The following is a 17,598-nucleotide window of genomic DNA, read 5'->3' as shown; positions in this document are numbered from 1 at the left end:
ATCAGCCTCCGGCGATGGCCTGGAAAAGCAGGATCCGATCGCCATCCTGCAACAGTTGTTGATCCCAGCGATCCCGCGGGAGGATGTGCTGATTGAGCGCCAGCGCCACGCCCGGCGTGAGCTGATTAAGCTGCGTCAGCAGGGCGCTGACCGTCAGCGCGTCGGCGCACTGCATTGGCTCATCATTAAACAGAATGCGCATGCAGGCCTCCGCACGTCGGGCAGTTGGCCGCTCGCTGAAGGGAGAGGGTGCGCCAGTGATGGCTGCGGGCATCGAACAGGCGCAGCTCGCCCTGCGCAGGCGCCATGCCGGTTAACAGTTTGATGGCTTCCAGCGCCTGCAGGCTGCCCATCACGCCCACCACCGGGCCGATAACGCCAGCCGTACGGCAGTTGCGCTCCGGCTCTGCATCGTCCGGCCACAGGCAGCGATAGCAGCCCTGCGCCCACGGCGGCGTCAGCACCATCAACTGCCCGCCAAAGCCCACGGCACTGGCGCTGATGAGCGGCGTATTGCTCGCCACGCAGGCGGCATTGATCGCCTGGCGGGTGGTCATGTTATCGCTGCAATCCAGCACCACATCGGCGCGGGCAACTTCCTGATGCAACAGATCCCCCGCCAGTCGCTGATTAAGGGCGATCAGGTCAATGTCCGGATTGAGCTGCTGTAAGCGCTGCGCCGCGGCCTGTGTTTTTGGCCGGGCAATATCGTCCATGGTGAACAGGATCTGCCGTTGCAGATTACTGAGATGCACCGCGTCGTCATCGGCGAGCACCAGCGTCCCGACGCCAGCCGCCGCCAGATACAGCGCCGCCGGGGAGCCCAGCCCGCCAAGCCCGATAATCAGTACCCGGCTGGCGAGCAGCTGTTGTTGTCCGTCAATGGCGATGTCTTCCAGCAGGATCTGCCGGCTGTAGCGCATGAAATCGTTGTCATTCATCGCCCACCCCCGCCACATCCAGCAACTGCCGGGTTGCCGCCTGCCAGTCATCGGCAGCGGTGATGGCGCTGACCACCGCGATGCTACCCACCCCGGTTGCCAGCACCGCGGGTGCGCGTTCAAAGCTGATGCCGCCGATGGCCACCGTCGGATAATTCTCCAGCCGGGAAATATGCCGCGCCAGCTGTGTCAGCCCCTGCGGGGCAGAGGGCATCTGTTTGGTTTGTGTCGGGAAAACATGGCCGAGAGCGATATAGGACGGTTTCGCCGCCAGCGCGATGTCAATTTCCATATCGTCGTGGGTCGATACCCCCAGGCGTAATCCCGCCGCGCGTATTGCCTGCAAATCGGTATCCTGCAAATCCTCCTGCCCCAGATGCACGCCGTATGCGTCATGTTTGATCGCCAACCGCCAGTAATCGTTGATAAACAGTCGCGCCTGGTAGCGACGGCCAAGGGCGATGGCGGCGATGACATCGGATTCGACCTCATCGTCGCGCTTATCTTTGATGCGCAGTTGCAGCGTTCGCACCCCGGCACCGAGCAGCCGCTCGATCCAGTCCACGCTGTCGACCACCGGATAAAGTCCGAGCCGGAAGGGCACCGGCGGAAAATCAGGCTGGTACATTACACTTCCTCCCGCTTGAGATAGATTTCGCCACCCCGGGCGCGGAAGTCGTTCGATTTATCCGCCATGGCGGCATCCACCGCCTGCTGTGCGGTGAAGTCGCGCACTTCCTGGCTGATTTTCATCGAGCAGAATTTCGGGCCGCACATCGAACAGAAGTGCGCCACTTTGCCGGACTCCTGCGGCAGCGTTTCATCGTGATAAGCGCGGGCGGTAAAGGGATCGAGCGCCAGGTTAAACTGATCTTCCCAGCGGAATTCAAAGCGCGCTTTTGACATGGCATTATCGCGGATCTGCGCCCCCGGATGGCCTTTGGCTAAATCAGCGGCGTGAGCGGCGATCTTATAGGTAATTAACCCCTGTTTGACGTCCTCTTTGTTTGGCAGGCCGAGGTGCTCTTTTGGCGTCACGTAGCAGAGCATCGCGCAGCCAAACCAGCCGATCATCGCCGCGCCAATACCGGACGTGAAATGGTCGTAGCCCGGCGCAATATCGGTCGTCAGCGGACCGAGGGTATAGAAGGGGGCTTCGTGACAGTGCTCCAGCTGTTCGGTCATATTGCGGCGGATCATATGCATCGGCACATGGCCGGGGCCTTCGATCATCACCTGCACGTCATATTCCCAGGCGATTTTCGTCAGTTCGCCCAGCGTATGCAGCTCGGCAAACTGGGCCTCGTCGTTGGCGTCCTGAACAGAACCGGGACGCAGGCCGTCCCCCAGTGACAGGGAGACGTCATAGGCCGCGCAGATTTCGCAGATGTCGCGGAAACGCTCGTAAAGGAAGTTTTCCTGGTGATGGGACAGGCACCATTTCGCCATGATCGAGCCGCCGCGCGACACTATTCCTGTCAGACGTTTTGCCGTCATCGGCACATAGCGCAGCAGTACGCCAGCGTGAATGGTGAAGTAATCGACACCCTGTTCCGCCTGCTCCAGCAGCGTCTCGCGAAACACCTCCCAGCTTAAGTTTTCGGCAACGCCGTTGACCTTCTCCAGCGCCTGATAAATGGGTACTGTGCCGATGGGGACCGGGCTGTTGCGCAGGATCCATTCGCGGGTTTCATGAATATGACGGCCGGTGGAGAGATCCATGACCGTGTCAGCGCCCCAGCGCGTCGCCCACACCAGCTTTTCCACTTCCTCATCGACAGACGAGCTCACCGCCGAATTACCGATATTGGCGTTTACTTTTACCAGGAAGTTGCGGCCAATGATCATCGGCTCAGATTCCGGGTGATTAATATTGGCGGGAATAATGGCGCGTCCGGCGGCCACTTCATCACGCACAAATTCAGGCGTGATGTTTTCCGGCAGGCGTGCGCCAAAGCCTTCGCCCGGGTGCTGGTGGCGCAGGACGTCAGCGCGGATGCGCTCGCGGCCCATGTTTTCGCGAATGGCGATAAATTCCATCTCCGGCGTCACGAGCCCCTTACGGGCGTAGTGCAGCTGGGTCACACACTGGCCTGCCGATGCGCCACGGGCGGCAATCCACGGGCTGCGCAGCTTAGCCAGCCCCTGCTGCACGTTAATGGCGATGTCGGGATCGCCGTACGGACCGGAGGTGTCATAAACCGGGATCGCCTCGTTTTCTTCAAAACGTGGCGCGTCTTTTGTGCCGCCGACTGGCGTCGGGCTAAGCTGAATTTCGCGCATTGGCACACGAATATCCGCCTGTGACCCCTGAATATAGATGCGTCGGGAGCCGGGAAAGGCGGTGCCTTCAAGGGAATCGATAAAGCGCTGGGCGTGTTCGCGTTGTTCGCGACGGGTAGGTTTAGTTGCAGACATAGCTCATTCCATAACGTTAAGGACGTGGCTTGTCAGAACGACGGATGAAGCAAGAGGGCGATCGCCGAAACAGCGATGCCGTGCAGATGAACTCTTGTTCCCTTCGCAGGTTCTAACCTGATCAGGTTCCGCGGATCCCGAATTAACGGTCTCAGCCGGTGCTTTCGCACGCGGCACTCCGACAAGAAATTGCCCCAGTTAAACCGGGGCAGTGGAAATAAACTACGCGTTAACGCTGGAGAACTCAAGCTCCCGTTGGTTTACGGATCAATGGTAGTGCACTTCAAAATTGGCGGTGGCCTGCACGGCTCCAGAGGAGACAGCTACGCCATCATTCAGGCGTTTGTAGCGCGCCGTTAGCGGAATGGTCACGCTAGCTCCCTCCGTGGCAACCTCGCTGACTGCGGTGGTGTAATCTTCAATTGACCCACCAGGACCCGCCGGGTTATTGAGTTTAAGCGGGATATTATTACTGAGGATCTGGATACCCACGCCTTGTGCCTTGTTAGAAATATTATCCAGCGCCAGAATCGTATTATCGGAAGGCGCGACGGCATTGTTAACAAATTTATAATCGACTTTAATCCCCTTACCGCACTGGGTTAATTCGATATTAAAATTAGCCCGTGTATCACTGGTCGGGTTAATTTCCCCGGGCGCGATGCTGCCGAGATTAACGTCGATATTAGGCTTGGGTAACTGGCAGGATGCCTGGACAAATGTGATGGTGGTATTTCCTGGCTGTAAGTTTGCAACTATTATTTGGCCATATTTCATTTGTGCAGCAAAAGGTGCCATATTCAGGACATAGGGGCCTGCGGGTGGCAGTCGATTTTTATCATAAACTTTAACGGCAAAAGTCGCGCGCGGTTCGATTTTGTATTTGTAGCCCCCTAACTGCTCAGCGGGGAATTCATCCATTGTCCTGAGTGCCGATTCCATGCCAATAGGGAATACTATGTCATCGTTTGTCATAGCGCCAATGACACCTATCCCTGGAATATTACTTTCATAAACATAATCACCAATATTATGCAGACTATTGTTCGTATACCCCTGGTCTTTATTGCCATAAGGCGCTTTGTGACAATCAACAGACACTGTCCCGTTACTTCTGTATTCTCCAAACTTAATCTGGTCATTGACACCGTCATTGAATGCATCTGAGCCGATAATGATTCTGACCTGTTTATTTAAAAAAGCAGGGAATTGCGCCTCCCAGGAATCACTGGTACCGCTACAGCCCGCATATGAATTTCCCGTAGCCAATAATCCACCGCCCGCCAGTAATATCGGTAACAGGTATAATGTTTTTTTGTTCTGTCTCATTTGGGTTATTTCCTTCTTCGCTTACTGGCAATTAACTGGCAGGGTTAACACGCTATCCTGGGGTTCTTCCGGCACGTTAAAGGTGCCTTGACACTGCTGCCCGGCGCTGTCGCCCCATTTTGCCAGCAGTGTCGTTTGCCCCTGAATGCCGCTGAGATAGACTTCGCCCGCATCGCCGACGATGGCGTTATGGTTTTTATCCAGACTGACTATTGCGCCATAGGGAATAGGTTTGCCGTGATGCGTTAGCTGCACCAGCACTCGTGCGCCCACGTAGGAGGTAAATTTCGCCAGTACCACCGCGCCATTTGTAGGGACGACTTCCTGCACCGCTTCGGGAATATCTACATCCGCTGTGGTTTCGGTGTTCACGGTGATCCGGTTACGGCGGTAGTCTGATAGCCAGGGCACAATCGCGTTGCCAAAGTAATCCGTGCGGATGCCATTGCCGTTGGTGATCGACACGCCAGAGGCTCCCTCGGTATGTACCAGCGCGATGCTGTTACCGATAGATTGCGCCAGCGTAACGCCGTACGGGTGCGCCACCACGCCACCACGCAGGGAATAGTTGATTTGCTGGTTATCCGGGGAATAGTTGTAGCCCAGCCCTGCCTGGCCCCATGAGCCACTGTACTGCGTGGACAGGCTTCCGCCGTTGCCCTGATCGTCGGTGGTGTAGTTTTGCATCAGGCTGTAGCTGAGATTGTTCTGCTCCAGCGCCGTTCCTGAAATCCCCACTGAATGGCTGGTGTTATCGTGCTGGGCATGATTAACACTGTAATTGGCGGTGGCGTTTGGCAGCCAGCGAGCTAACGGCACACTTAATGACAGGGAAACCTGGCGGTCGGTGTCGTAATAAGGCGTTTTCGTCTGGCTGTAATTCAGGGACATAAAAAAGTAGTCGAACGTCTGGCTGTAACCGACGTTTAACGTGCGTTCTTTGCCATCAAGATGCCAGTAATCCTGTTGTCTGCCGTTAACATACAGCGCCCCCCATTCCCCGAGGCTCTGACTCACGTTTATTTGCTGGCTGCTGCGGCGGTTGTATTGGTTGCGGTAACTAAACAGTTCGCTTTCTTCCTCCTGATCGTCATTCCATTCGTTGATCGCCTCCTGGAAGGTATAAAAGTCGGAGGTGGAGTAGCGATAACTGGCCAGCGTCAGCGAAGTGTCCGTTACGCTCAGTCTTTTTGAATATTGCGCCCGCCAGGATAACCCTTCGGCGGAGTTGCCATTAATGTTGCGCGTCCTCGCATGTGTCACGTCGGTAGAAATACCGCCAAAGGCGTGCAGGTCTGCCCCCAGACCAAGCATTGCCGACTGGTAATCGTTGCTGGCCAGCGAACCGCCATAAACGGTCATCCCCGCAGGCAAACCATACGCCAGCGTGCCTTGCATGAAGTCCGGCTCTTCGCCGCCATTCCCCGCGCTACGATAGCGCCCCCCGGCAAGACTGTATTTCAGGGAATTTTCACGCAACAGAATGGGCACAGCGGCGCTGTTCTGAATGTAACTGTGCTCGCTGCCATCCGCTTCGGTCACGATGACTTCAAATTCGTTGCCTGCGGAAGCCTGATTAAGATCGTTAATTTCAAACGGCCCCGGCGAGACGAAAGTCTGGTAGATCACATAGCCGTTCTGTTTGATGGTCACTTTGGCGTCGCTTCTGGCGATACCGGTAATGGTTGGCGCAAAGCCCTGTTCGCGATTTGACAGCATGTTCGTGTAAGTGCCCAACTTGATGCCAGTAAATTGCACGCTGTCGAACAGTTCGCCATCGGTCCAGGTTTCCCCTATCGCCAGTTGGCTTTTCAGGGGCGCGATGTCTCGCTGTACCCAGGTATTGGCAGAATCCCAGCCGTCGGTATTGGAGTACATGCTGTTGTTACGCAAACGCCATGCCCCCAGGTTGATCCCGGCGTTAAGGTTGACGTAATGGTTGGTTTCGTCGGGGCCAATGTCGCTGTGATTGGTCGAGCCGCTATAGTAGTAATCCACCCATGCAGCGGGCAGACCATCATCCCAACTGCGAGGATTAGCGATGTCGTTTAATTGCGTCTGGCGATAAATCTGCGGCATACGAACGATCAGCATCTGGTCGAGCATATCAAAGGTATAACCGGCTTCGGGGACATAGCGGTGGAGGTCATCAGCCCGCGCCTCATCCCTGAGATCCTTAAGCATCGGCACGGTGTCCACTTTGATGCCCAGCTCGCGTAGATCGGCTTTCGTTAAAATCGGCACGAGACGCTTTTTGTCAGCGGACATTTCAAACGTGATGTCGCACGTGTCGACCACCGTGCCATCGATCATCACCCTGGTATTGTAGGTGCCAGGTTGTAAGGCATTATTGTTAAGGAAATTTTCCAGCGTCGCGGTATTTTCCAGCGGTGAATCGAACTCCAGCGCCTGAACGTTAAACTTTTCGCCCGCGAACGCGGGGTGTATCAACGCTGCAATGCATACCGCCAGAAGCGACAGAGCGAACCCAGCGTTATAATGTTTTTCATTTGCCATGAATTTTAAACTCTTCCATGTACCCGCGTAATTGCGTTAAAACGTCAGAAGGTATGCGTTTTAGTTGCTGTGGTGCCGCCGTAGTCGTTAATCGCTGACCAACTCACGTTATTGCCCGCAGAAGCAGGTAAGGGATAAGTGTTCGATGCAAACGGCATAACCATCATCGTGACAGCACCGGGTTTTGATTTGTCGGTGCTTTCAATGGCTTTCCCATTAACGGATAAAGAGGCAATAGAAATATGATAAGGAGTTGGGTTACTCACTTTTAAACGGTTATCCATACGTGAAAAAGTCAGATCTTCCCAGGCCCGGTTAGCGGCTTCACTACTTAACTTTTCGGGCCGCCAGAACACCTTCAGACGGCTTTTTATAGCCAGTTGCAACATGCTTTTATTTTCATTTTCATCTGATGTTGCGGCTATAGATTTCACATTGAGCCAGAACAGCGTTTCCCGATCTTCAGGTAATGCGGCTTTTTTTCCTGTGTAAATAATATGTAGCAACGTCTCTTTTTGTGCCTCCAGCTTAAAAAGCGGGGGCGTGATGATAAACGGTGCTTTGTTATTATTACTGTCGTTAAGCCATGACTGGACTAAATGAGAGGAGTCGTTATCCGTATTCTTAATGGGTAACTGAATTTCTTTTTTATCCGCCGGGTAGATGAGCCGGGTGCCACCCAGAACAATTCCGGCAAATGATTGCGCAGAAAAAAACATGACTATCAGCGATACTATTGTCAGTCGACTATTTATCATTGGGTGACAATCCTAAAAAAATGAATAAATTTTCTGGCTCTACGGCAAGGCCGTAAAGCCAGAGAGTGAACGGCGATGTTATTACTGGTAAACCAGTTCGTAGTCTGCGGTGGCCTGGTAATCACCCACACTGACAGCAGTTGCACCTTTCTGAATGGCTACCGCTTCGTATTTCAGGCTGGCGTTCTTTTTAGAGGAAGAGGAGCCATTACCAAAAGTGGCATAGTCCGTAGTCGGTGTTGTGCCGTCAAACATCACCGCTGTTCTCGACCCCCCATTTTTGCTGTAAAGTTTGATGCCGACGTTTTGGGCCGTACCGGTAGTATCCAGGACAGCGGCCCCCGTACTGTGAGCACCTGTAAATGCAGCGCTGACTTTGGTCAGGGTGCCGGGTTCACAGCCAACAAGATCCATCGTGAACGTTTTTGCTGCCCCTTCCGCGCCCACGCCACCAACAAAACTTCCTGGATAACTGGCCGGGAAGGTAATATCAAAATCTGTACCCGTCTGACCATTTATTGAAATATCACAGGTGTCATTGATAACCGAACCCTTAAAAGTAACCTTGCCGCTATTTTCTGCGTTTGCAGATGATGCGGCCCCAATGACTAACACGGTTGCCAGTGCTGTTTTAAATAACTTTTTCATTTTAAATCCTTTTGTATAGATAAATAAATTACCCGCATAAGGCGGGGTATGACTCGCTGCTCTAAATTTTCTAAGGTGGTCTTACGATGAGGCGTAATTTTCCCTGTATGGCATCACAGTGGTTGCGTCCCATATGTCAAAAATGATATATATTATATCAAGGCAAAGTTGTGGAACTTTTTAGCAAATCCTACAGACGGATCGCATCCGTACTCATAAATTAATGACCGAAAATTCTATTTATATTGAATTTTAATATAAAGCGAATAGTTATTTTATATTTACTTAATATATTTGCTGGATGTATGGTAATTGCTATTATTAATAGGTGGGCAATGCGGCAATGCCGGCGTTTGATTTATTGTTGGTTAATTTAAATCCCTATTTAATTATATGATTCCGGACAAATATTAGGCAAAAAATAACCCTGAAAACAGGGCTATTTTATTACGGTATCTTTTTACGTGATCAATTTATGCAGGACGGGCCATCTCGCTCTCGTCATTGGCGCTCTCCGCCAGATTGAAATCAAAGGCCAGCACGATCAGCTGATCTTCCAGGGCGAAACGTTGTGCCAGTGCTTCGCCAATGCCGGACAGGGCATGCTGGAACTCAATGAAGTTGCTGTCATCAATGGCATTTTCCAGGCTGGAATCATAGTAATTCATGATCTGCTGGGTGTTCGCTTCCAGCAGAGGATAGATCTGCGTGGCGGCGAAAAGTGGGCTGGTCCCTTCCATTTCGCTGATAATCCGTTCATAAATACTAAAGTGACCGGCGGAAAGATAATCGACCAGGCTATGACAGAAATCATCCAGCGCTTTTTCATCGAGTTCGGTAAAGGATTCTCTGCCAGGTTTCATGCCGACCAGATTGTAATAGGACACAAGCAGGTGCTTACGGACATGTAACCAATGGTCGACAAGTTTATTACTTCCTCCCACTCGCTCTGTCAGGCTTTGTAGCTGGTTTAGCATGATCAACTCCGAAATATTAAGATTAAAAAATACTTACCCAAATTTGTAAAAATGATGTTACCAACATGCCAGTGTCGCTAAGGTAGTGCAACAGATTATGGAACGTGTGATTGAATTAACCGATCAAGGCTGGTGGATCATCAGTCATGAACAAAAATTATGGCTGCCCGCCGGAGAATTACCACATGGTGAGGCAGTTAATTTTGATCTTGTGGGCCAGCGCGGTTTAACTATCGGCGAATGGCAGGGCGAACCCGTGTGGCTGGTGCGCCAGAATCGCCGTCAGGACATGTCCTCCGTCCGGCAACTGATGGATCAGGATGTCGGGCTGTTCCAGCTCGCCGGGCGCGGCGTGCAGCTGGCGGAGTTTTACCGCTCGCACCAGTTCTGCGGCTACTGCGGGCACACCATGCACACCAGCAAAAGCGAATGGGCGATGCTGTGCGGCAACTGCCGCGAACGTTATTACCCGCAAATCGCGCCGTGCATCATTGTCGCTATTCGCCGGGAAGACAAAATCCTGCTCGCCCAGCACACGCGCCATCGCAATGGCATCTACACCGTACTGGCCGGTTTTGTCGAAGTTGGCGAGACGCTGGAGCAGACGGTGGCCCGCGAAGTTATGGAAGAGAGCGGCATCCGCGTGAAAAATCTCCGTTATGTCACTTCCCAACCCTGGCCGTTCCCGCAATCGCTGATGACCGCCTTTATGGCTGAGTATGACAGCGGTGAAATCAACATCGATCCTAACGAGCTGCTGGACGCGGGCTGGTATCGCTATGATGCGTTGCCGCTGTTACCGCCGCCGGGTACCGTCGCACGCCGTTTGATCGAGGACACCGTGGCTTTGTGTCGGGCAGAGTATGAGTGACATGTTACAATGACGGTCTGACGCATTGAGGAACTGCAAAATGACCGAACTGAAAAACGATCGTTACCTGCGCGCGCTCCAGCGCCTGCCGGTTGATGTCACCCCGGTATGGATGATGAGACAGGCTGGCCGCTATTTGCCGGAGTACAAAGCCACGCGCGCGCAAGCCGGGGACTTTATGTCGCTGTGTAAAAACGCAGAGCTGGCGTGCGAAGTCACCCTGCAACCGCTGCGCCGTTTCCCGCTTGATGCGGCGATCCTTTTTTCGGACATTCTGACTATCCCCGATGCGATGGGCCTCGGCCTCTACTTTGAGACTGGCGAAGGCCCACGTTTTACCTCGCCCATCACCTGTAAAGCCGATGTCGATAAACTGCCGGTGCCGGATCCGGAAGACGAACTGGGTTACGTGATGAACGCGGTGCGCACTATTCGCCGCGAGCTGAAAGGTGAAGTGCCGTTGATTGGCTTCTCCGGCAGCCCGTGGACGCTGGCGACCTATATGGTGGAAGGCGGCAGCAGCAAAGCCTTCACGCTGATTAAAAAGATGATGTACGCCGAACCGCTGACCTTGCATGCGCTGCTCGATACGCTGGCGAAAAGCGTTACGCTTTATCTCAACGCGCAGATCCGCGCGGGCGCCCAGTCGGTGATGATTTTCGACACCTGGGGCGGCGTGCTGACCGGGCGCGATTATCAGCAATTTTCTCTCTACTACATGCACAAAATCGTCGATGGCCTGCTGCGTGAAAACGAAGGCCGCCGCGTGCCAGTGACGCTGTTTACCAAAGGCGGCGGTCAGTGGCTGGAAGCGATGGCGGAAACCGGCTGCGATGCGCTGGGTCTCGACTGGACTATCGATATTGCCGACGCGCGTCGTCGCGTGGGCCATAAAGTGGCGTTGCAGGGCAACATGGACCCGTCCATGCTTTATGCACCGCCTGCACGCATTGAAGAGGAAGTGGCGACTATTCTGGCTGGCTTTGGTCAGGGCGAAGGTCATATCTTCAACCTCGGCCACGGCATTCATCAGGACGTTCCACCCGAACATGCAGGCGCTTTTGTGGAGGCAGTGCACCGTCTTTCACAGCCTTATCATCAGTAAGGAGGTTTCATGGATCTCGCGTCATTACGCGCGCAGCAGCTTGAACTGGCGTCATCGGTTTGTCGGGAAGACCGCTTTATCAACGATCCCCCGACAATTATCGGCGGTGCGGACGTCGGTTTTGAAGAGGGCGGGGAAGTGACCCGCGCGGCGATGGTGCTGCTGACGTATCCGGGACTTGAACTGGTTGAATATCAGATCGCGCGTATCGCCACCACCATGCCGTACATTCCTGGTTTCCTCTCCTTTCGTGAGTATCCGGCACTCATGGCGGCATGGAATATGCTGTCACAAAAACCCGATCTGCTGTTCGTCGATGGGCATGGTATTTCGCATCCGCGCCGTCTGGGCGTAGCCAGCCATTTTGGCCTGCTGGTGGATGTTCCGACCATTGGCGTTGCGAAAAAACGGCTGTGCGGTAAGTTTGAGCCGCTGTCTGACGAGCCAGGCGCGCTGGTGCCGCTGCGTGATAAAGGTGAGGATCTGGCGTGGGTATGGCGCAGCAAAGCGCGCTGTAACCCGCTGTTTATCGCCACCGGTCATCGCGTCAGTCAGGACAGCGCGCTGGCCTGGGTGCAGCGCTGTACGAAAGGCTACCGTTTACCGGAGCCGACGCGCTGGGCGGATGCCGTCGCCTCGCGGCGTCCGGCGTTTCTGCGCTGGCAGGAAATCCAACCTTGATTCAGGTACACTGCGGCTAATTTCCGATATTGAGAACTCATCATGTTACAAAACCCGATTCACCTGCGGCTGGAGAAGCTGGAAAGCTGGCAGCACGTCACTTTTATGGCCTGTCTTTGCGAGCGCATGTACCCGAACTACGCCATGTTTTGCCAGCAAACCGGCTTTGGTGACGCGCAGCTTTATCGCCGTATGGTCGATCTCATCTGGGAAACGCTGACGGTTAAAGACGCGAAGATCAACTTCGACAGCCAACTGGAAAAGCTGGAAGAAGCGATCCCGTCGGCGGACGATTACGATATGTATGGCGTTTATCCGGCTATCGACGCCTGTGTAGCATTAAGTGAACTGCTGCATTCACGTTTAAGCGGCGAGACGCTGGAACATGCCATTGAAGTCAGCAAGACCTCTATCACCACGGTGGCGATGCTGGAAATGACGCAGGCTGGTCGGGAAATGACCGATGAAGAGCTGAAACTGAACCCGGCGGTTGAGCAGGAATGGGACATTCAGTGGGAGATTTTCCGCCTGCTGGCCGACTGCGAAGAGCGCGACCTGGAGCTGATCAAAGGCCTTCGCGCGGACCTGCGCGAAGCGGGTGAGAGCAATATCGGTATAAATTTACAGCAATGAGACAAGAAAACGTGATTTAACGCCTGATTTGTCATACTGCAAGGCTTCCCATTAGCCCCCCGTCTGGTCTACATTTGGGGGGCGAAAAAAAGTGGCTATCGGTGCGTGTATGCAGGAGGGCGCTTTTTGGCATTTCCGTCGCACTCGATGCTTAGCAAGCGATAAACACATTGTAAGGATAACTTATGAACAAGACTCAACTGATTGATGTAATTGCGGACAAGGCTGATCTGTCTAAAGTGCAGGCGAAAGCTGCTCTGGAATCCACCCTGGCTGCTATTACTGAGTCTCTGAAAGAAGGCGATGCTGTACAACTGGTTGGTTTCGGTACCTTCAAAGTGAACCACCGCGCTGAGCGTACTGGCCGCAACCCGCAGACCGGTAAAGAAATCAAAATCGCCGCAGCTAACGTGCCGGCATTTGTTTCTGGTAAAGCACTGAAAGACGCAGTTAAGTAAGACAGCGTGGCAGTGAACAGTTTTAGCAGGGGGGCGTTTTCGCCCCTTTTGTCATTGTGGTGCCGTCCGCTGGCGCTGGCTGGCGCGTTACTGCTGACAGCCTGTAGCCATGACTCGTCACCGCCGCCCTTTACCGCCAGCGGCTACGCAGGCGATCAGGGTGCGATACGCCTGTGGCGTAAAGATGTCGATGACGACGTTCATATTCTCTCTGCTTTCAGCCCGTGGCGAAGCGGAGACACCTCAACCAGCGAATACCGCTGGCAGGGCGATACGCTTGCCCTTATCGAACTCAACATCTACGGCAAACAGCCGGAACATATTCGCGTGCGTTTTGATGACCACGGCGAACTCAGTTTTATGCAGCGGGAAGTGAACGGTGAGAAGCAGCAGCTCTCCAGTGACCAGATCGCGCTGTACCGCTATCGTGCCGACCAGATCCGCCAGACCAGCGATGCGCTGCGTCAGGGGCAGGTTATACTGCGTCAGGGCCGCTGGCATGCCGACCACAGCGTCAGCACCTGCGAAGGACAGACGGTAAAACCGGAATTTGATGAGCAGGCGTTAAGCCATATAGAACGGCGTCAGCGCCATTCTTCTGCTGAGGTGAGTATTGCGTGGCTGGAAGCGCCAGAGGGTGCACAGCTGCTGCTGGTAGCGAATGAGGATTACTGCACCTGGCAGCCGCAGGAAAAGAATTTCTGAGCAAACCCTCTCCCTATGGAAGAGGGTTAGGCTGAGGGGGAAATTACTCCCCCTGCTCGCGGGCAATCGCGCGATAGCCAATATCCCGGCGGCTGAAGCTGCCATCCCAGTGAATATCCGCCATTAACGCATAGGCGTTTTTCTGCGCTTCCGCTACGGTATGACCCAGCGCCGTGGCGCACAGCACGCGCCCGCCGTTGGTCAGCACGCGGTCGTCTGCAAGTGCAGTGCCCGCATGGAACACCTTACCGCCCACTTCTTCCAGCGGCAGACCGTGGATCACGTCTCCGGTACGATAATCACCCGGATAGCCGCCCGCGGCGATCACCACGCCCAGCGAGGCGCGTTCGTCCCACTCCGAGCTTTTCTCATCCAGCTTGCCTTCGCAGGCGGCCAGACAGAGTTCAACCAGATCGGACTTCATACGCAGCATGATCGGTTGGGTTTCCGGATCGCCGAAACGGCAGTTAAACTCGATAACCTTCGGGTTGCCCTGCTTGTCGATCATCAGACCGGCGTACAAGAAGCCGGTGTAGGTATTGCCTTCCGCCGCCATACCACGCACCGTTGGCCAGATCACACGATCCATGGTGCGCTGGTGGACTTCATCGGTCACCACGGGAGCCGGAGAATATGCGCCCATACCGCCGGTATTCGGTCCGGTGTCGGCATCGCCAACGCGCTTGTGATCCTGGCTGGTGGCCATCGGCAGGACATGCTCGCCATCCACCATCACGATGAAGCTGGCTTCTTCGCCATCCAGAAACTCTTCAATCACGATCCGATGACCTGCATCGCCAAAGGCGTTGCCAGCCAGCATATCGTGAACCGCGGCTTCCGCTTCCTCCAGCGTCATGGCGACAATCACCCCTTTACCCGCCGCCAGACCATCCGCTTTGATGACGATCGGCGCGCCTTTCTCGCGCAGATATGCCAGCGCAGGCTCGATGTCAGTAAAGTTCTGGTATTCCGCCGTCGGAATATGGTGACGGGCGAGGAAGTCTTTGGTGAAAGCTTTGGAGCCTTCCAGCTGGGCGGCGCCCTGCGTTGGGCCAAAGATGGTCAGGCCGGCCGCGCGGAAGGCATCGACCACGCCCAGCACCAGCGGGGCTTCCGGGCCAACGATCGTCAGGTCAATATGTTCACTTTGGGCAAAATTCAACAGCGCCGGAATATCGGTCGCGCCAATAGCCACGTTTTGCAGCATCGGCTCCAGCGCCGTACCGGCGTTACCCGGTGCGACAAAAACGGTTTTGACTGCGGGTGACTGGGCGGCTTTCCACGCCAGCGCGTGTTCGCGTCCGCCGTTACCAATAACTAATACTTTCATTATCTGCTCCGGGATTAATGGCGGAAGTGGCGCATGTCAGTGAAGATCATCGCGATACCGTGTTCGTCGGCAGCCGCGATAACTTCATCATCACGAATGGAACCGCCAGGCTGGATCACGCAGCTGACGCCCACAGCCGCAGCGGCATCAATACCATCGCGGAACGGGAAGAAGGCGTCGGAGGCCATCGCGGAGCCTTTCACTTCCAGTCCTTCATCACCTGCTTTAATACCGGCGATTTTCGCGGAGTACACGCGGCTCATCTGACCCGCGCCAATGCCGATGGTCATATTCTCTTTGGCATAAACAATAGCGTTGGATTTAACGAACTTGGCGACTTTCCAGCAGAACAGCGCATCACGCAGTTCCTGCTCGCTCGGCTGGCGTTTGCTGACCACGCGCAATTCCGCTTCGCTCACCATGCCCAGATCGCGATCCTGAACCAGCAGGCCGCCGTTCACACGCTTGAAATCCAGACCCGCGACGCGGGCAGACCATTCGCCGCAAACCAGCACGCGCACGTTCTGTTTAGCGGCAGTGATTTTCAGCGCCTCTTCCGTCGCCGACGGGGCGATGATCACCTCAACAAACTGACGGGAGATAATGGCCTGCGCCGTTTCCGCATCCAGTTCACGGTTAAAGGCGATAATGCCGCCGAACGCGGAAGTCGGATCGGTTTTGTAAGCGCGATCGTAAGCGTCGAGGATCGAATCGCTGACCGCCACGCCGCACGGGTTGGCATGTTTGACAATCACACAGGCCGGTTCGCTGAACTCTTTCACACATTCCAGCGCGGCGTCGGTGTCGGCAATGTTGTTATAAGAGAGCGCTTTGCCCTGCACCTGTGTTGCGGTGGCAACCGAGGCTTCTTTAATTTCTTCTTCTATATAGAAGGCGGCCTGCTGGTGGCTGTTCTCACCGTAGCGCATATCCTGCTTCTTAATGAAGTTCAGATTCAGCGTGCGTGGGAAGCGGCCAGAAGGATCTTTGCTGTCGCCGTGATAAGCGGGAACCAGGCTGCCGAAGTAGTTGGCGATCATGCTGTCGTAGGCGGCAGTATGTTCGAAGGCTTTAATGGCGAGGTCAAAACGGGTAGCAAGGGTCAGGGAGCCGTCGTTCGCGTCCATCTCATTAATAATGGCGTAGTAGTCGCTGCTCTTAACCACGATAGCCACATCTTTATGGTTCTTGGCGGCGGAGCGGACCATAGTGGGGCCGCCAATATCAATGTTCTCTACCGCGTCTTCCAGCGTGCAGCCATCGCGCGCGACGGTGGCGGCGAACGGGTAAAGGTTTACAACAACCATATCAATAGGAGAGATGTCGTGCTGCGCCATGATCGCATCATCCTGCCCGCGACGACCCAGAATACCGCCATGCACTTTCGGGTGCAGCGTCTTGACGCGTCCATCCATCATTTCCGGGAAGCCGGTGTAGTCAGATACTTCGGTGACCGGCAGGCCTTTCTCTGCCAACAGGCGTGCGGTACCGCCAGTGGATAGCAGCTCCACGCCACGCGAGGAGAGAGCCTGTGCAAATTCGATGATACCGGCTTTGTCAGAAACACTGAGCAGGGCACGGCGAACTGGACGACGTTGTTGCATGGTATTAAATCCCCAGGATTTGGACATTACAGAGAGCGTTAGCTGAATCTTCGGTTTTCTTTCTTCCCAAAATTCAGCTAACGCCCCAGACGGGGCATCCTTGTTTTAGCGCGGGCATTGTAACGAAAACGTTTGCGCAACGCTCGCGAATTTTTAGTGTTTCACCGCTTTGTGGATAACTCTGTGCGTAAATAGGTATAAGGCGGGGTTTTGCTGTGGAATGCAGCAGTCAGTCATTTTTCTGTCATTTAGGTATTGCGGTGCCTTCAGAACTCCCTATAATGCGCCTCCATCGACACGGCGGATGTGAATCACTTCACACAAACAGCCGGTTCGGTTGAAGAGAAAAAATCCTGAAAATGAGGGTTGACTCTGAAAGAGGAAAGCGTAATATACGCCACCTCGCAACGGTGAGCGAAAGCCGCGTTGCACTGCTCTTTAACAATTTATCAGACAATCTGTGTGGGCACTCAAGGACATGGATTCTTAAACGTCTTCGGACGCTAAATGAATACCAAGTCTCTGGAGTGAACATACGTAATTCATTACGAAGTTTAATTCACGAGCATCAAACTTAAATTGAAGAGTTTGATCATGGCTCAGATTGAACGCTGGCGGCAGGC

At 54.3% G+C, this 17,598-nt stretch carries 17 protein-coding genes and 1 riboswitch; of the genes, 6 read left to right on the top strand and 11 right to left on the bottom strand.

Translation table 11 applies throughout. From position 1 onward, the window contains the following. Window position 1 precedes the first annotated feature (1 nt). The 9 genes from thiS to rsd form a co-directional block, all read right to left on the bottom strand. Complete coding sequence (thiS, locus tag KW828_RS20960; RefSeq protein WP_218338180.1) at window positions 2–202, bottom strand: sulfur carrier protein ThiS; 201 nt, start codon at window positions 200–202, stop codon at window positions 2–4. Beyond that, the gene (thiF, locus tag KW828_RS20955) at window positions 186–941 is read right to left on the bottom strand and encodes a thiazole biosynthesis adenylyltransferase ThiF (protein WP_218338179.1); all 756 of its coding nucleotides are present in this window, start codon (window positions 939–941) and stop codon (window positions 186–188) included. Before thiF ends, thiS begins: the two co-directional genes overlap by 17 nt. Then, entirely contained in the window at window positions 934–1,569 is a 636-nt protein-coding gene (gene thiE, locus KW828_RS20950) for a thiamine phosphate synthase (RefSeq protein WP_218338178.1), read from the bottom strand. Before thiE ends, thiF begins: the two co-directional genes overlap by 8 nt. Beyond that, window positions 1,569–3,359, bottom strand: a complete 1,791-nt coding sequence (gene thiC / locus KW828_RS20945) for a phosphomethylpyrimidine synthase ThiC (protein WP_256350324.1) — start codon at window positions 3,357–3,359, stop codon at window positions 1,569–1,571. Before thiC ends, thiE begins: the two co-directional genes overlap by 1 nt. An 81-nt stretch (window positions 3,360–3,440) precedes the next feature. Beyond that, window positions 3,441–3,550, bottom strand: a riboswitch (TPP riboswitch). Between the two features lie 76 nt (window positions 3,551–3,626). Further along, window positions 3,627–4,688 carry a fimbrial protein gene (locus tag KW828_RS20940; protein WP_218338177.1) on the bottom strand — a complete coding sequence of 354 codons (1,062 nt, stop codon included), beginning with the start codon at window positions 4,686–4,688 and terminating at the stop codon, window positions 3,627–3,629. Window positions 4,689–4,709: 21 nt separating this feature from the next. Continuing rightward, window positions 4,710–7,205 (bottom strand): fimbria/pilus outer membrane usher protein, encoded by a 2,496-nt coding sequence (locus KW828_RS20935; protein ID WP_218338176.1) that lies wholly within the window; start codon window positions 7,203–7,205, stop codon window positions 4,710–4,712. 44 nt (window positions 7,206–7,249) lie between these two features. Beyond that, on the bottom strand, window positions 7,250–7,924 hold the full coding sequence (locus tag KW828_RS20930) for a molecular chaperone (protein ID WP_256350323.1): 675 nt from the start codon (window positions 7,922–7,924) through the stop codon (window positions 7,250–7,252). 120 nt (window positions 7,925–8,044) lie between these two features. Next, a complete protein-coding gene (locus KW828_RS20925) occupies window positions 8,045–8,611 on the bottom strand; it encodes a fimbrial protein (protein ID WP_218338174.1) in 567 nt (188 codons plus the stop codon). A 473-nt stretch (window positions 8,612–9,084) separates the two neighbouring features. Beyond that, a complete protein-coding gene (gene rsd, locus KW828_RS20920; RefSeq protein WP_218338173.1) occupies window positions 9,085–9,588 on the bottom strand; it encodes a sigma D regulator in 504 nt (167 codons plus the stop codon). 97 nt (window positions 9,589–9,685) lie between these two features. Between rsd and nudC the strand changes: the two genes are divergently transcribed. From nudC to KW828_RS20890, 6 genes are all read left to right on the top strand, one after another. Then, on the top strand, window positions 9,686–10,459 hold the full coding sequence (nudC, locus tag KW828_RS20915) for an NAD(+) diphosphatase (RefSeq protein WP_218338172.1): 774 nt from the start codon (window positions 9,686–9,688) through the stop codon (window positions 10,457–10,459). 40 nt (window positions 10,460–10,499) lie between these two features. Beyond that, on the top strand, window positions 10,500–11,564 hold the full coding sequence (gene hemE / locus KW828_RS20910; RefSeq protein WP_218338171.1) for a uroporphyrinogen decarboxylase: 1,065 nt from the start codon (window positions 10,500–10,502) through the stop codon (window positions 11,562–11,564). Between the two features lie 9 nt (window positions 11,565–11,573). Next, the gene (gene nfi / locus KW828_RS20905) at window positions 11,574–12,245 is read left to right on the top strand and encodes a deoxyribonuclease V (protein ID WP_218338170.1); all 672 of its coding nucleotides are present in this window, start codon (window positions 11,574–11,576) and stop codon (window positions 12,243–12,245) included. Between the two features lie 42 nt (window positions 12,246–12,287). Beyond that, the gene (locus tag KW828_RS20900) at window positions 12,288–12,878 is read left to right on the top strand and encodes a YjaG family protein (RefSeq protein ID WP_218338169.1); all 591 of its coding nucleotides are present in this window, start codon (window positions 12,288–12,290) and stop codon (window positions 12,876–12,878) included. 185 nt (window positions 12,879–13,063) lie between these two features. Further along, window positions 13,064–13,336: a nucleoid-associated protein HU-alpha gene (hupA, locus tag KW828_RS20895; protein ID WP_002445246.1), complete on the top strand. Its 273-nt coding sequence runs from the start codon at window positions 13,064–13,066 to the stop codon at window positions 13,334–13,336. A gap of 12 nt (window positions 13,337–13,348) precedes the next feature. Then, window positions 13,349–14,041: a DUF1481 domain-containing protein gene (locus tag KW828_RS20890; protein ID WP_218338191.1), complete on the top strand. Its 693-nt coding sequence runs from the start codon at window positions 13,349–13,351 to the stop codon at window positions 14,039–14,041. A gap of 43 nt (window positions 14,042–14,084) precedes the next feature. On the opposite strand, the gene purD is transcribed toward KW828_RS20890, so the two are convergent. Together purD and purH are read right to left on the bottom strand one after the other, a co-directional pair. Continuing rightward, on the bottom strand, window positions 14,085–15,371 hold the full coding sequence (gene purD, locus KW828_RS20885) for a phosphoribosylamine--glycine ligase (RefSeq protein WP_218338168.1): 1,287 nt from the start codon (window positions 15,369–15,371) through the stop codon (window positions 14,085–14,087). 14 nt (window positions 15,372–15,385) lie between these two features. Then, the gene (purH, locus tag KW828_RS20880) at window positions 15,386–16,975 is read right to left on the bottom strand and encodes a bifunctional phosphoribosylaminoimidazolecarboxamide formyltransferase/IMP cyclohydrolase (protein WP_218338167.1); all 1,590 of its coding nucleotides are present in this window, start codon (window positions 16,973–16,975) and stop codon (window positions 15,386–15,388) included. Window positions 16,976–17,598: the final 623 nt, after the last annotated feature.

The organism is Enterobacter sp. ENT03 (assembly GCF_019218745.1).
Taxonomy (GTDB): domain Bacteria; phylum Pseudomonadota; class Gammaproteobacteria; order Enterobacterales; family Enterobacteriaceae; genus Enterobacter_D.
Note: the sequence above shows the minus strand (reverse complement) of the source record. Positions and strands in the feature narration are given on the sequence as shown.

What these genes read in the sequence shown, in the direction of transcription:
- thiS (WP_218338180.1), bottom strand. Translation starts at nt 202, where the DNA reads ATGCGCATTCTGTTTAATGATGAGCCAATGCAGTGCGCCGACGCGCTG.
- thiF (WP_218338179.1), bottom strand. Translation starts at nt 941, where the DNA reads ATGAATGACAACGATTTCATGCGCTACAGCCGGCAGATCCTGCTGGAA.
- thiE (WP_218338178.1), bottom strand. Translation starts at nt 1,569, where the DNA reads ATGTACCAGCCTGATTTTCCGCCGGTGCCCTTCCGGCTCGGACTTTAT.
- thiC (WP_256350324.1), bottom strand. Translation starts at nt 3,359, where the DNA reads ATGTCTGCAACTAAACCTACCCGTCGCGAACAACGCGAACACGCCCAG.
- KW828_RS20940 (WP_218338177.1), bottom strand. Translation starts at nt 4,688, where the DNA reads ATGAGACAGAACAAAAAAACATTATACCTGTTACCGATATTACTGGCG.
- KW828_RS20935 (WP_218338176.1), bottom strand. Translation starts at nt 7,205, where the DNA reads ATGGCAAATGAAAAACATTATAACGCTGGGTTCGCTCTGTCGCTTCTG.
- KW828_RS20930 (WP_256350323.1), bottom strand. Translation starts at nt 7,924, where the DNA reads ATGTTTTTTTCTGCGCAATCATTTGCCGGAATTGTTCTGGGTGGCACC.
- KW828_RS20925 (WP_218338174.1), bottom strand. Translation starts at nt 8,611, where the DNA reads ATGAAAAAGTTATTTAAAACAGCACTGGCAACCGTGTTAGTCATTGGG.
- rsd (WP_218338173.1), bottom strand. Translation starts at nt 9,588, where the DNA reads ATGCTAAACCAGCTACAAAGCCTGACAGAGCGAGTGGGAGGAAGTAAT.
- nudC (WP_218338172.1), top strand. Translation starts at nt 9,686, where the DNA reads ATGGAACGTGTGATTGAATTAACCGATCAAGGCTGGTGGATCATCAGT.
- hemE (WP_218338171.1), top strand. Translation starts at nt 10,500, where the DNA reads ATGACCGAACTGAAAAACGATCGTTACCTGCGCGCGCTCCAGCGCCTG.
- nfi (WP_218338170.1), top strand. Translation starts at nt 11,574, where the DNA reads ATGGATCTCGCGTCATTACGCGCGCAGCAGCTTGAACTGGCGTCATCG.
- KW828_RS20900 (WP_218338169.1), top strand. Translation starts at nt 12,288, where the DNA reads ATGTTACAAAACCCGATTCACCTGCGGCTGGAGAAGCTGGAAAGCTGG.
- hupA (WP_002445246.1), top strand. Translation starts at nt 13,064, where the DNA reads ATGAACAAGACTCAACTGATTGATGTAATTGCGGACAAGGCTGATCTG.
- purD (WP_218338168.1), bottom strand. Translation starts at nt 15,371, where the DNA reads ATGAAAGTATTAGTTATTGGTAACGGCGGACGCGAACACGCGCTGGCG.
- purH (WP_218338167.1), bottom strand. Translation starts at nt 16,975, where the DNA reads ATGCAACAACGTCGTCCAGTTCGCCGTGCCCTGCTCAGTGTTTCTGAC.